The 13,401-nt window shown below is 66.4% G+C and carries 12 protein-coding genes; 6 read left to right on the forward strand and 6 right to left on the reverse strand.

What is annotated here, in order from left to right:
* Together AC3QLZ_RS16200 and AC3QLZ_RS16205 are read right to left on the reverse strand one after the other, a co-directional pair.
* On the reverse strand, positions 1-363 hold the full coding sequence (locus AC3QLZ_RS16200) for a response regulator (protein ID WP_043798013.1): 363 nt from the start codon (positions 361-363) through the stop codon (positions 1-3).
* Positions 360-2,036 (reverse strand): cache domain-containing sensor histidine kinase, encoded by a 1,677-nt coding sequence (locus tag AC3QLZ_RS16205; protein ID WP_014236941.1) that lies wholly within the window; start codon positions 2,034-2,036, stop codon positions 360-362. The genes AC3QLZ_RS16200 and AC3QLZ_RS16205 overlap by 4 nt, the downstream gene beginning before the upstream one ends.
* 190 nt (positions 2,037-2,226) lie before the next feature.
* Between AC3QLZ_RS16205 and AC3QLZ_RS16210 the strand changes: the two genes are divergently transcribed.
* The gene (locus AC3QLZ_RS16210; RefSeq protein ID WP_014236942.1) at positions 2,227-3,471 is read left to right on the forward strand and encodes an HD-GYP domain-containing protein; all 1,245 of its coding nucleotides are present in this window, start codon (positions 2,227-2,229) and stop codon (positions 3,469-3,471) included.
* 322 nt (positions 3,472-3,793) lie between these two features.
* Positions 3,794-4,072, forward strand: a complete 279-nt coding sequence (locus AC3QLZ_RS16215) for a type II toxin-antitoxin system HicA family toxin (protein WP_014236943.1) — start codon at positions 3,794-3,796, stop codon at positions 4,070-4,072.
* A gap of 130 nt (positions 4,073-4,202) precedes the next feature.
* Here the strand turns inward: AC3QLZ_RS16215 and AC3QLZ_RS16220 are convergent, their stop codons facing one another.
* Genes AC3QLZ_RS16220 through AC3QLZ_RS16230 form a run of 3 tightly spaced genes read right to left on the reverse strand, consistent with a single transcriptional unit; the run spans position 4,203 to position 10,125 of the window.
* Positions 4,203-5,705, reverse strand: a complete 1,503-nt coding sequence (locus tag AC3QLZ_RS16220) for an efflux transporter outer membrane subunit (protein ID WP_014236944.1) — start codon at positions 5,703-5,705, stop codon at positions 4,203-4,205.
* On the reverse strand, positions 5,702-8,836 hold the full coding sequence (locus AC3QLZ_RS16225; RefSeq protein ID WP_014236945.1) for an efflux RND transporter permease subunit: 3,135 nt from the start codon (positions 8,834-8,836) through the stop codon (positions 5,702-5,704). Before AC3QLZ_RS16225 ends, AC3QLZ_RS16220 begins: the two co-directional genes overlap by 4 nt.
* Positions 8,837-8,865: 29 nt before the next feature.
* Positions 8,866-10,125: an efflux RND transporter periplasmic adaptor subunit gene (locus AC3QLZ_RS16230; protein ID WP_014236946.1), complete on the reverse strand. Its 1,260-nt coding sequence runs from the start codon at positions 10,123-10,125 to the stop codon at positions 8,866-8,868.
* A gap of 170 nt (positions 10,126-10,295) precedes the next feature.
* Between AC3QLZ_RS16230 and AC3QLZ_RS16235 the strand changes: the two genes are divergently transcribed.
* The gene (locus AC3QLZ_RS16235; RefSeq protein WP_014236947.1) at positions 10,296-10,910 is read left to right on the forward strand and encodes a TetR family transcriptional regulator; all 615 of its coding nucleotides are present in this window, start codon (positions 10,296-10,298) and stop codon (positions 10,908-10,910) included.
* Positions 10,910-11,242: a YnfA family protein gene (locus tag AC3QLZ_RS16240; protein WP_014236948.1), complete on the forward strand. Its 333-nt coding sequence runs from the start codon at positions 10,910-10,912 to the stop codon at positions 11,240-11,242. The genes AC3QLZ_RS16235 and AC3QLZ_RS16240 overlap by 1 nt, the downstream gene beginning before the upstream one ends.
* 66 nt (positions 11,243-11,308) lie before the next feature.
* Here AC3QLZ_RS16240 and AC3QLZ_RS16245 read toward each other — a convergent pair whose 3' ends face one another.
* A complete protein-coding gene (locus tag AC3QLZ_RS16245; RefSeq protein ID WP_014236949.1) occupies positions 11,309-11,482 on the reverse strand; it encodes a hypothetical protein in 174 nt (57 codons plus the stop codon).
* A gap of 146 nt (positions 11,483-11,628) precedes the next feature.
* Here AC3QLZ_RS16245 and AC3QLZ_RS16250 point away from each other — a divergent pair, with 146 nt between their 5' ends.
* Both AC3QLZ_RS16250 and AC3QLZ_RS16255 read left to right on the forward strand, forming a co-directional pair.
* Entirely contained in the window at positions 11,629-12,213 is a 585-nt protein-coding gene (locus AC3QLZ_RS16250; RefSeq protein ID WP_014236950.1) for a TetR/AcrR family transcriptional regulator, read from the forward strand.
* Between the two features lie 97 nt (positions 12,214-12,310).
* Positions 12,311-13,393: an alkene reductase gene (locus tag AC3QLZ_RS16255; RefSeq protein ID WP_014236951.1), complete on the forward strand. Its 1,083-nt coding sequence runs from the start codon at positions 12,311-12,313 to the stop codon at positions 13,391-13,393.
* Positions 13,394-13,401 lie beyond the last annotated feature (8 nt).

Below are 13,401 nucleotides of genomic sequence, written 5' to 3' on the forward strand. Positions count from 1 at the left end.
CTACTGGGCCATGCCCAGGGCCTGCAACAGGCCTTCCCGGTTGATGGGCTTGATCAGCAGGTCGTCGAAACCCGCTTCCATGATCTGGTTCTTCTCGCTGGCAAAGGCGTGGGCGGTGTAGGCGATGATGTGCAGGCCCCGGGTCCTTTCCTCTTCCCGCAGGCGCTGGCAGACCTCGATGCCGGTCATGCCGGGCATGCTCACGTCGAGCAGCACATGATCCACCTCCGGCGTCCGGGCCAGGCATTCCAGGGCCGCCTCGCCGGAGTCCGCTTCCAGCACCTCGATCCCCAGCTTGCTGAGGATGGCGCGGGGCAACATGCGATTGACCTTGTGGTCGTCTACCACCAGCACTTTCATCATTCCTCCTTCTCGCCGATGGGCAGCGTGAAGTAGAACTCGCTGCCCCGGCCCGGTTCGGATTGTAGCGTCAGGCGTCCGCCCATCAGTTCCACCAGCTGGCGCGACAGGGCCAGGCCCAGGCCGCTGCCGCCCTGGCGCCGGGTGGCGAAGCTCTCGCCCTGGCGGAACTTGTCGAAGATCGTCTCCTGATCCGCCGGGGCGATGCCGGGGCCGCTGTCGCGCACCGCAAAGCGGATGCGCTTGCCATCCCTGCGTACGCTCACGTCCACTGTACCCCGATCGGTGAATTTCACCCCATTGTGCACCAGATTGTTGAGCACCTGGGTCAGGCGCAGGTGGTCGCACAGCAGCTGCCGGGGCACGTCCCGGTCGATTTCCAGGTTCAGGGCCAGGCCCTTGCCGTCGGCCTGGGGCTGGTGGGCCTGCACCACCCGCTGCAACAGGGGCTGGAGCGGCTCCAGGGTCGGCGCCAGTTCGAAGCGCCCCGCTTCGATCTTGGCCAGGTCGAGGATGGAGTTGACCAGTTCCAGCAGGTGGCTGCCGCTGCTGTGGATGGTGCCGGCGTATTCCCGCAGGTCCTGGTCGTCGGTGCTTTCCTGCAGCAGTTCGGCATAGCCGATGATGCCGTTGAGGGGCGTGCGCAGTTCGTGGGACATGGAGGCGAGGAACTCGGACTTGAGCCGGTTGGCCTCTTCCGCCTTGGCCCGGCTCTGTTCCAGGCGCGCCAGCAGCAGGCCGATGCCCCAGGAGAAGGCCAGCACGATGAGGGTGACGAGGCCGCCGAAGGCCAGGTAGCTCCAGGCCCGGTGCCGGGTTTCGGCCAGGGCCTCGTTGCGGTCGCTGCCGACGATCACCATCAGGGGATAGTCGAAAAGGACCCGGTAGGCGAAGAAGCGGTCGATCTTGTCGATGCTGCTGGTGAGTTCCAGGGTGCCGCTGGCCTCCTTGCTGGCTGCCGTCAGGATGGGGCTGTTGGCCAGGCTCTGGCCCACCTGTTCATCCTTGCCCGACTTGCGGGCGCGGACGATGCCGTCCAGCCCCAGCAGGGTGATGACGCTGTGGGGGCCCAGGTTAACGTCGGCATAGAGCTGGGTGAAGTAGAGGGGGTCCAGGGAGACCACCACGACGCCGCCGAAACTGCCGTCCGGCTTGTTGATGCGGCGGGTCAGCTGCAGCGACCATTTACCCGAGGCCCGCCCCAGCACCGGCTTGCTGACGAAGAGCTGGCCCGTGTCGCGGGCGATGTGCACGCGGAAATGCTCCCGGTCCGAGAGGTCCAGCACCTTGTGGTTGGGCAGGTTGGAGAGGATGTATTTGCCGTGCTCATCGATGATGCCCAGCTGGTTGAAGAGATTGGAGAAGATCATCCCGTCCCGCACGTAGGCGGCGATGTCCACCTTCTCCGGATGCCGCTCGTACTGGTACTTGAGGAACATCACCGCCTGATCCACGCTCTTCAGGGTGCGCAGGGTGTGCTCTTCCAGGGCCCGGGCCAGGTTCAGGTTGTCCTGGTTGATGGAGGCGATTTCCAGGCTTTCCTCGTTGTGGATCTTGAAGGTGATGGCGCACCAGTTGAGCACCAGCAGGGCCAGGGCGAAGGTCCACACCAGGCGCCGCCCCTGGGCCGAGGCGGAGTGGGGATTGCTGGCGGGTGGGCGGGACAGTTCGGGCATCGGTGTCAGCTTCAAGGGATGACGTGGGTATCCGGATAACGGATTCCAGTATATTGAAACGGACAAAATACGGTCCCGGGTGAAACCCTAGGTCGGACCCCGGGGAATCTCCCTGAAAAAGGGCATTTCTCCTCGTGCCGCCAGCCCTTACGTGGTCTACAATGCCGCCAGCCCTCACTCACCGATAGCCATGCAGCGTGTCAGCATCAACCGGCTCCAGCCCGGCCTCTTCATCTCCCTGTCCCATGTGGGCTGGGTGCGCCATCCCTTTTTGCTCAACGAGTTCCGCATCTCCAGCGAGAAGCAGATCCAGGTCCTGAAGGAAATGGGCCTGGAGGACGTGCCCTGGGATCCCCAGCGCAGCACCACCGTGCCCCTGCCCGAAGTGGCCCGCAGCGCCGCGCCGGAAGAGGTGGATTTCGGTGCGGCGGCCCTGGCCGGCATGCTCGACGAGAAGAAACTGCGCATGGAGCGGGTGCGGCGCCAGCGGGAACGCCTGGCCCGGCGCGAGCGGGAATACGATCAGGAAATCAGCGCCGCCTCGGAAATCCTCAAGACCCTCGGCCCCCAGCCGGCGGAGGCCCACGCCGAAGCCCAGAAGCTGGCCAGCCGCATCGTCGATGGCCTGATGGGCTCGGAGAGCGTGGTCATCCAGCTGATGAGCCAGAAGGTGCGGGAGGCAGGCCTGGCCTTCCACTCCATCAACGTCATGGTGCTGTCCCTGCTGCTGGGCAAGGCGGCGGAGCTGTCGGCAGAGGAGATGAAATACCTGGGGGTGGGCGCCCTGCTGCACGACGCCGGCAAGACCGAGATTCCTCCCCGCATCCTGCGCGCCACCACCCGCACCCCGCCGGAAGAGGAGTACTACCGGGCCCACGTGGGCTACGGCATCAAGGCCGTGGCCGGGGCCAAGGGCATGGCCGTGCCGGCCCGCAACATCATTGCCTGCCACCATGAGCGCTGGGACGGCAACGGTTTCCCCAACCGCCTGGCCGGAGACAAGATTCCCCGTCTGGCCCGCATCGCTGCCCTGGCCAATCGCTACGACAACCTGTGCAACCCCTTCGACATCCAGAGCGCCAAGACCCCGGCGGAGGCCCTGGGCCATCTCTTCAAGAAGGAAAGCGGGGCCTTCGATCCGGATCTGCTGCAACGTTTCGTCAAGGTGCTGGGGGTCTATCCGCCCGGCACCTTCGTCACCCTCTCCAACGGCGCCGTGGGCCTGGTGGTGGAAAGCAACCCCAACCGCCTGCTGCAGCCCCTGGTGATGCTCTACGACGCCGATATTCCCCGCCATGAGGCCCTCATGCTCGACCTCAAGGAAGCCGAGCTGAACGTGGAGAGCACTCTCAACCCGGCCAACATGCCCCTGGAAGTGGTGGAGTATCTGGCGCCCCGGGGCCGCATCGACTACTACGTCGAAGGAGCGCCGTAAGGATTTTCCCCGTAGGCTTTCCGTGGCGGCTGTGCTAGTCTGGAACTGTGTCGTGGCTGGCGGCACCCACGATGGCAGTTGGCAGTCGCCGTGTTTCAAGGAGACCCTATGACCGTTGCAGATAGGCTTGTCTTTTGAGATTACCGGGTAGCACCAACGACGGCGAAAAGCCGGATTCCCGAGCCTGAAGGGCCAGGGAGGCAGCAACGGAAAGCCCATGCGATGCTTGCATGGGCTTTTCTTTGGTGCTCGCAAAGACGGCTAGCTTGGCCCGGCGCGGCGCGTAGAATGGGGCGGTGATCTTCCCTTGCGGAGTACTGCCATGAGCCACAAGCACGCCAACCTGTTGCGCAGTATTTTCCAGGACCCCTTGAGCGCCAACATCCACTGGCGCGAGGTCGAATCCCTGCTGCACCATCTGGGGGCCGCCGTCGAGCCGATCCACGGCGCCCGCTACCGGGTGGTGCTGAACAAGGTGGAAGGCTTCTTCCACCATCCTCACAACAGTTCCACCTGCTCCAAGACCGACATCAAGCAGCTGCGGGAATTTCTGGGGCACGCCGGCGTTTCTCTTTCCGCCTACGAAAAGGGGCCGGACTGAGACGCAGGGCCCGGTCGCGTCGTGCGGCACCGCGGGACGCTGTTCCCTACCCGTCAAAAAAAAGCCCCTCCGGCGCATGCGGGAGGGGCTGAAGAAGCCGGCGGGGGTGCCGGCCTCGGGGGTTTGAGCCTTACTGGCCGGCCTTGGCCACCGGCGCGGCGGCCTGGTCGTTGCCGGAGTTCTTCAGGGATTCGGCCTTGAAGTCGTCCTTCCAGCCGCCGCCCAGGGCCTTGAACAGGTCCACGGCGGAGGTCAGGCGGGCCTGGCGGGTGCTGACGTAGTCCAGCAGGGCGTCGTTGGCGCTGCGCTGGGCGTCAAGCACTTCGAGGAAGGCGGAATAGCCGGCCTCGTAGCGTAGCTGGGCCAGTTCCAGGGTCTTCTGGGTGGCCTGCACCCGCTTCTCCTGGGCCCGTTCCCCTTCGCCGTTTTCCCGCAGTCCCACCAGGGCGTCGTTCACTTCCTTGAAGGCGGTCTGCACCGTCTTCTGGTAGCTGATCAGAGCCTGTTTCTGCTTGGCCGTGGCCTGGTCGATCCGGGCTGCGTTACGGCCGAAGTCGAAGATCGGCATGGTGGCGGCCAGCCCCAGGGACCAGGCGCCGGCGGCCGAGGTAAACAGGTTGGTGAGGGCGGCGCTCTCGCTGCCCAGGCTGCCGGTGAGGGACAGGCTGGGGTAGAGGGCGGCCTTGGCGACGCCGATCTTGGCATTGGCTGCCACCAGGGTCTCCTCGGCCTGGCGGATGTCCGGGCGGGCTTCCAGCAGGGAGGAGGGCAGGCCTGCCGGGGGCACCGGCGGCAGGGGCAGCTGGCGCAGGTCGCCGGCGGCGATCTTCAGGTCGGGTTTGCCGGTGAGCAGGGCCAGCTGGGTCTCGGCCACGGCCCGCTGCCGGCGCAGGCTGGCGGCCTGGGCCTGGGCGGTGGCCAGGGTGCTTTCGGCCTGGTGCAGGTCCAGGGGCGAGGCACTGCCGGCTTCCTGCTTGCTCTTGACGATGTCCAGGGCCTTTTCCCGGGTGGCTACGGTGTCCCGGGTCAGGGCCAGGTCGGCGTCGGCGGCGCGCAGGGTGAGGTAGGCATTGGTCACCAGGGAGGCGACGGACAATTCCACCGTGTCCCGGGCGTAGCGGCTGGAGAGCAGCTGGGCCCGGGCGGCCTCGTTGGCGCGGCGCAGCTTGCCCCACACGTCGATCTCGAAAGAGGTGCTGAGGCTGGCCTTGCGGCTGTCCCGCAGACGCTGGGTATTGGCCGCCGGCAGGGGGTCGGTCTTCATGCTGATCTCGTTGCGGCCGCCGCTGGCGTTGGCGTCGATCTGGGGGAAGAAGGCGGCGCCCGCTTCCCGGGCCACACCTTCGGCCTCTTCCACCTGGGCCACGGCCAGCAGCAGGTCGTGGTTGTGCTCCTGGGCCTGGCGCACCAGGTCGTTCAGGGTGGCGTCCTGGAACAGCTTCCACCATTCCTTTTCCACCGGCGCCTGGGCCGCCGGGGCGGCTTCGGCGGTGGCCACGTAGGCTTCCGGCAGGGTGGCTTCGGGGCGCTTGTAGTCGGGGCCCACGGCGCAGCCGGCGAGGGCCAGCAGGGTCAGGGTGGCGACCAGGCCCTGGCTCAGGGCGAAGGGGGCGTGGGATGCAGGGCGGCTCATTGGCCTTCCTCCTTGTTATCGTGCGCAACGTGGTGGTAGGAGCCTTCCGGCAGGTTGGCACGGCGGCCCGACAGCCAGGTAAAGAACATGGGAATGAAGATGGTGGCGATGAAGGTGGCGGCCAGCATGCCCCCGAACACGCCCGTGCCCATGGACTTGCGCGCCGCGGCGCCGGCCCCGGTGGCCTTGACCAGGGGGAAGACGCCGAGGATGAAGGCCAGGGAGGTCATGACGATGGGGCGGAAGCGCAGGCGGGCACCTTCCAGGGCCGCCTCCAGCACGCCGAGGCCTTCCGCCCGCTTCTGGGCGGCGAACTCGACGATCAGGATGGCGTTCTTCGCCGCCAGGCCGATCAGCACCACCAGGCCGATCTGGAAGTAGATGTCGTTGGGCATGCCGCGGATCATCACCGCCGCCAGGGCGCCGAAGAGGGCGAAGGGCACGGCCAGGATCACCGCCAGGGGCAGGGACCACTTCTCGTACTGGGCCGCCAGGATCAGGAACACCATGATGATGCCGAAGCCGAAGGCGACGGCGGAAGTGGTGCCGGTGCGCTTTTCCTGGAAGGCCTGGCCGGTCCATTCCAGCTCGTAGCCGGCGGGCAGGGTTTCCTTGGCCACTTCCTCGACGATCTTGATGGCGTCGCCGGTACTGACCTTGGGCACGGAGCTGCCCATGACCTTGGCGGAGAGGAAGCCGTTGAAGCGCTCCAGCTGTTCCGGGCCGACCACGGACTTGACCTTGATCAGGGCCGAGACGGGCACCATGGAACCGCTGCTGCTCTTAACGTACACCCGGCCCAGATCTTCCGGCTTGGAGCGGAACTGGCCGTCGGCCTGGAGCTGCACCCGGTAGGTGCGGCCGTTGAGGTTGAAGTCATTGACGTAGAGGGTGCCCATGGTGGCCTGCAGCGTCTGGTACACGTCGCTGACGGCGATGCCCATGGAGATGGCCTTGGCTTCATTGACCTCGACGCTCAGCTGGGGCGAGGTGGGGCGGAAGAAGGTGTTGATGCCCACCAGTTCCTGGCGCTTTTTCAGGCCTTCCATGAACTGCTGCACGACACCGGAGAGCTTCTGGGGATCGGCATCGCCGCGGGCCTGGATGTAGGCTTCGAAACCGCCGGCGTTGCCCAGGCCGCGGATGGCGGGCGGGTTGAACACCAGGCCGAGGCCGTCCGGCAGCATCATGCCCATGCCCATGAACTTCTTCGCCAGGTCGTCGGCGCCGGCCTTGCGTTCGTCCCAGTCCTTGAGCGGGATGAAGACGGTGCCGGCATTGGGCTTCATGCCGCCGCCGATGATGTCGTTGCCGGCGATGACGAAGACCCGGTCCACTGCCTCGTCCTGCTTGATCATGGACTGGAACTGGTCGCCGGTGGCGCGGGTGCGCTGCAGGCTGGCGCCGTCGGGCAGCATCAGGGCGCTGATCAGGTAGCCCTGGTCTTCCGCCGGCACGAAGCCGCCGGGCACGGCGCGGAACATGAAGAAGCTGCCGCCGAGGATGACGACGCAGGCCACGGTGCCGATGATGCGGTGATGCAGGGTCTTGTTCACCGTGTCGGTGTAGGACTTGGTGAAGCGCTCGAAGAGGCGGTTGAAGGGACGGAAGATGGCCGGCTCTTCATGCTTGGGCTGCAGCAGCAGGGCGCACAGGGCCGGCGTCAGGGTCAGGGCGACGATGCCGGAGAGGGTGACTGAGATGGCCACGGTGACGGCGAACTGCTTGTACAGCATGCCGGCGATGCCGCCGAGGAAGGCGACGGGGATGAACACCGCGCACAGCACCAGGACGATGGCCACCACGGCGCTGGAAACTTCGCGCATGGCTTCGATGGCCGCTTCCTTGGGCGCCATCTTCTCTTCCCACATCAGGCGCTCGACGTTTTCCAGCACCACGATGGCGTCGTCCACCACGATGCCGATGGCCAGCACCATGGCGAACAGGGTCAGGGTGTTGATGGAGAAGCCGAACAGCCACAGGCCGGCGAAGGTGCCGATCAGGGAGACGGGCACGGCCACCAGGGGAATCACCGTGGCGCGCCAGTTCTGCAGGAAGACGAAGACGACGATGGCCACCAGGACCAGGGCTTCCACCAGGGTGTGCACCACTTCGGTGATGGAGGCCTGGACGAACTTGGTGGTGTCGAAGGGGACCACGTAATCCACGTCGCTGGGGAACTTCTGCTTCAGTTCGTCCATGCGCAGCTTCACCTTCTTGGCCACGTCCAGGGCATTGGCGCCGGACTGCAGGAAGATGCCGACGCCGACCACGGGCTTGCCCATCAGGGCAGTGGAGGCGTCATAGTTCTGGGCACCCAGCTCGACCCGGGCCACGTCCTTCAGGTAAAGGGCGCCCTTGGGGCCGTCGGCGCGGATGACGATGTTGCCGAACTGCTCCGGCGTCGTCAGGCGGCCCTTGGCAGTCACCGTGTAGACCAGCTGCTGGCCGTTGGGGGCCGGCTCCTGGCCGATCTTGCCGGCGGCGTTCTGCTTGTTCTGGGCGGCGATGGCGTTGGAGATTTCCGTCGTCGTCACCCCCAGCTGGGCCATGCGGTCGGGCCGCAGCCACAGCCGCATGGAGTAGTCCAGGGCGCCGAAGATCTGGGCATCGCCGACGCCGGGGATGCGCTTCAGGTCGTCCAGGATATTGACCAGGGCGTAGTTGGACAGATACAGGGGCGTGCGGGTGCCTTCCGGCGAGGTGATGGCAGCCACCATCAGGATGTCGTTGGAACGCTTCTGCACGGTCACGCCGTACTGGCGCACCACGTCCGGCAGGCGCGGCTCGGCGATCTTGACCCGGTTGTTCACGTTCACCGTGGCCATGTCCACATCGGTGCCGACCTCGAAGGTGGCGGTGATGGAGAGGGAGCCGTTGGCGGAGGCCGTGGAGTTGAAATACATCAGGTTTTCAACGCCGGAAAGCTGCTCCTCGATGGGGGCGGCGACGGTCTTGGCCAGGGTTTCGGCGGAGGCGCCGGGGTAGGAGGCGGAAATGATCACCGTCGGCGGCGCGATTTCCGGGTACTGGGAAATGGGCAGCACCCGGGATGCCATGATCCCGGCGATGACGATGACGATGGAGATGACCGATGCGAAGATCGGTCGATTGATGAAAAAGCGTGACATGTTGGGTTCGAATCCCTTTCTGGCTCAGCTTATTGCTTGCCTTGGGCAGCAGGCTGGGCGGGCGTCTTGGCGGCATCACCCTCGGCGCCCTTGGCAGGCGCGGCGGCGGGGGCGGCATCGGCCGGCTTGGCGGCGGCAGGCTGGCCCTGGGCCGGGGTGCCCGGAGCGGCGCCAGGGGCGCCGGGTGCAGCCTGGGGACCGTGGGGCGCCACGGGCGCACCGGGGCGGGCCTTCATCAGGTTGTCCACGATCACCTTGTCGCCGGCCTTGAGGCCGCCGGTGATGACCCAGTCCTTGCCGCGCCATTCGGCGGTTTGCACCGGGCGCGGGGCGACCTTGCTTTCGGCGTCCACCACCATCACCAGGCGGGCCTGTTCGGTCTGCATGACGGCAGCCTGGGGCACCAGGAAGACGCCTTCCCGGTTGCCGGTGAGCAGGCGCACGCGCACGAACTGGCCGGGCAGCAGCTTGCCGTCGCTGTTATCGAATTCGGCGCGCAGCTGCTGGGTGCCCAGGGTGGTGTCGATGGTGGAGGCGAGGAAGTTGATCTTGCCCGGCTTGTCATAGACGCTGCCGTCGGGAAGGATCAGTTCGACACCGCTGACCATCTCGGCCTTCAGCTGGCCGCCGGGCAGGTTGGCGGTGTCGGACTCGGAGAGGCCGAAGCGCACCCACATCGGATTGGCCTGGTACACGGAGGTGAGCAGGCTGGCGTCGGAGGTGTTGATGAGGTTGCCTTCGGACTTCACGGCCCGGCCGGAGGTGCCGGAAACGGGGGCGGTGACGGTGGTCCAGGACAGGTTCAGCTGGGCCTGGCGCAGGGCGGCCTGGGCGATGGCGTTGTTGGAGGCCGCATCGTCGTATTCCTTCTGGCTCACGGCCTGGCGGGCCAGCAGGCCCTTCAGGCGGCCTTCTTCCCGGGCCGTCTGCTCGGCCTTGGCCTTGGCTTCGGCCAGGGCGATCTCGTAGGGCGCCCGGTCGATCTGGAACAGGGGCTGGCCGGCCTTCACCAGGGCACCTTCCTGGTACAGGCGCTTCATCAGGATGCCGCCCACCCGGGCGCGCACTTCCGTTTCCTTGGCACCTTCGGTCTGGGCCATCAGCTCCAGGGAGGCCGGCAGGTTCTGGGGCTGCATTTCCAACACGGTCACCGGCAGGGCCTGGGGGGCGCCGCCCTGGGGGGCGGCGTTTTCACCGGAACAGGCAGCCAGGCCGAGGGCCAGCACCAGGGCGGCGGCAGCCGGCCGCAGGCGGAGGAGGGGGGCGGGAGATTGTTGGGTGGACGACATGAGTGGAACTCCGGACTTTGAATTATGCTGATGATTATATACAATCAAGGTTGTATGTAAATCGACCTATTTGTAACGTTGTGTATCAAACGGCCCGGCAAACACTTGGTGTGCAGGCGGGGCCAATGGTTCGCGGAGCGGCGCCAGGCGCCGTTCCAGAGGAAGGAAGCATGGTCAGGAAAACCAAGGCCGAGGCGGAACAGACCCGGCGCGAAATCATCGATGCGGCCCGCTGCGTATTCCACGAATGCGGCGTCAGCCGTACGTCCCTGGAAAAGATCGCCCGGGTGGCCGGAGTAACCCGGGGCGCCGTCTATTGGCATTTCGAGAACAAGGCAGAACTGTTCTTCGCCATGCGGGAAGATTCCCTGGCGGTGCTGGACGAGGTGGATGCCTACCTGGATTCGCCGGATCTCCCGAATCCCCTCGACGGCATCGAGCAGAGCCTGCTGGCGTTTTTCCGCATCATCGACGGACGTTCGGAAGTCCGTCAGGTTTTCGAGATTATGACCCTGCGCTGCGAGTATGTGGATGAATTTGCGCAGGTGCTGCAGGAAGTCAACAAACCCTGCATGGACTTCCTCGCCAAGCTCATCCGCTCCTACCAGCGCGCCGCCGACAAAGGCTACCTGCGCCCCGGCCTGGACCCGGAGGGGGCCGCCTACGACACCCTGTCCTTCACCGCCGGCCTTTTCAACAACTGGCTCTCCAGCCAGCCCGGCGACCTGCTGCGCCTCAAGGTGCCGGACATGATCCGCCAGCACCTGCTGCTGCGGCGCCCCTGATGCCCGCCCTGCAGGCCCTGCTGCTGTTCGTCGCCACCGCCGTGGCGGAAATCATCGGTTGCTACCTGCCCTGGTTGTGGCTGAAAAAGGGGGGCTCGGTCTGGCTGCTGCTGCCGGCGGCCTTCAGCCTGGGCCTGTTCGCCTGGCTGCTGACCCTCCATCCCCAGGCCGCCGGCCGCACCTACGCGGCCTACGGCGGCGTCTACATCGGCGTCGCCCTGCTCTGGCTGTGGCTGGTGGACGGCATCCGCCCCACCCTATGGGACGGAGTCGGCGCCACGGTGGCCCTGGCCGGCATGGCCATCATCATGTTCGCCCCCCGCTCCGCCTGAGCCTTGTGGCCCCGGCCATGAAAAAAGCCCGCTGCTGCGGGCTTTTTTGCGACCGGACGGTCCTCTTCAGTGTTCCTGCCGACAAAGACAGTGGTGATGGGGGGGGTAGATGAAGTCGGCGCAGGTGGCCGGGTGGTCGGCGGGGAAGTACTCCAGGTGGGCCGTGCAGGCCACCATGCCCGGTTCTTCGGCCACTTCCAGGGCGTGCTTGCAGTCGATGCAGGTGGGAGGAGGGGCCATGGTCGGCGCGGCTGGATGGTTCATCGCCGAAGTATATCGCCTCGTTCCCGGCGTCGGGGTATGAGATAAGTCACGCCGATGGCGGCTTCCCTTCGGCCTCCATTTAAGACTAGACGACTGGTCTAATTGTTGGTATTGTGGCGGCCATGAACACTCGCTACGACAATACCCGTCAGCACATCCTGGACAGCGGCAAGGGGCTCATCGCCGGCAAGGGCTTTTCTTCCGTCGGCCTCAATGAAATTCTCAAGACAGCCGGGGTGCCCAAGGGCTCCTTCTACCACTACTTCGAGTCCAAGGAGCAGTTCGGTCAGGCCCTGCTGCAGGACCACTTCGCCGGCTACCTGGAGCGCATCGACGAGCTGAGCCGGGACCCCGCCGCCAGCGGCCGGGAACGGCTGGAACGCTACTGGCAGCGCTGGATGGATGCCCAGAGCGACGCCTGCAATGCCCAGAAGTGCCTGGTGGTGAAGCTCAGTGCCGAAGTGGCCGATCTCTCCGACGCCATGCGCATCACCCTGCGGGACGGTACCGAGCAGATCGTGGCACGCCTGGCGGCCCTGGTGGAAGCCGGCGTGGCCGATGCCTCCCTGCCGCCCCTGGAACCCCGGGAGACGGCCCAGACCCTGTACCAGCTGTGGCTGGGCGCCAGCCTGCTGGGCAAGCTGCACCGCAACCGGGCCTCCCTGGAGAACGCCATGGCCTTCACCCGCAAGATGCTGACCCCCTGAGTTTTCCCCCGGGGCCGCCCCAGTGGCGGCCCTTTTATTGTTTCGCAGTCATAGACGACCGGTCTAATCAGCAACATCCTTTTCGAGGAGCCAATCCATGCCTTCCCTGTTCGATCCCGTCACCGTCGGCGACATTTCCCTGGCCAACCGCATCGTCATGGCACCCCTGACCCGCAACCGGGCCATCGCCGGCAACAAGCCCGGCCCCCTGACGGTGGAGTACTACCGCCAGCGCGCCAGTGCCGGCCTCATCATCGCCGAGGCCAGCCCCATCAGCCCCATGGCCCAGGGCTACCTGGACACCCCGGGCATCTACAGCGAGGAGCAGGTGGCGGCCTGGCGCCAGGTGACCGACGCCGTCCATGGCGCTGGCGGCCGCATCGTCCTGCAGCTGTGGCACGTGGGCCGCATCTCCCATTCTTCCCTGCTGCCCGGCGGCGCCGCCCCGGTCTCCTCCACCGCCCGTCCGGCCCCCACCAAGACCTTCACCAAGGAAGGCTTCGTGGACGTGTCCGCGCCCCGTGCCCTGGCCGACGAGGAACTGCCGGCCCTGGTGGAGGACTATCGGAAGGCTGCCCGCAACGCCATCGCCGCCGGCTTCGACGGGGTGGAAGTGCATGGCGCCAACACCTACCTGCTGGAACAGTTCCTGCGTGACAGCGTCAATGACCGCAGCGGCCCCTATGGCGGCTCCATCCCCAACCGGGCCCGGCTGCTGCTGGAAGTGGTGCGGGCCGTGGCCGGGGAAATCGGCGCCGGCCGCACCGGCCTGCGCCTGAGCCCCCTCACCACCTTCGCCGCGCCCCTGGACAGCAATCCCCAGGCCCTCTACGGCTATGTGGTGGAGCAGGTGGCGCCCCTGGGTCTGGCCTACCTGCACGTCATCGAAGGCGAGACCGGCGGCCCGCGCCAGCCCGAAGGCGCTCCCGCCTTCGACTACGAGGCCCTGCGCCGGGCCTTCGGCGGCACCTGGATGGTGAACAACGGCTATAGCGGCGCCAGCGCCGAAGCGGCGGTGGCCAGTGGCCATGCCGACCTGGTGGCCTTCGGCCGGCCCTTCATCAGCAACCCGGACCTGCCCCACCGCCTCAAGAGCGGCGCCCCCCTCAACGAACTGCGGGCCGACAAGCTGTACGGCGGCGGCGCCGAGGGTTACACCGACTACCCGGCCCTGGCCTGAGCGACAGC

Source organism: Azospira sp. MPR-LB4 (assembly GCF_058809525.1).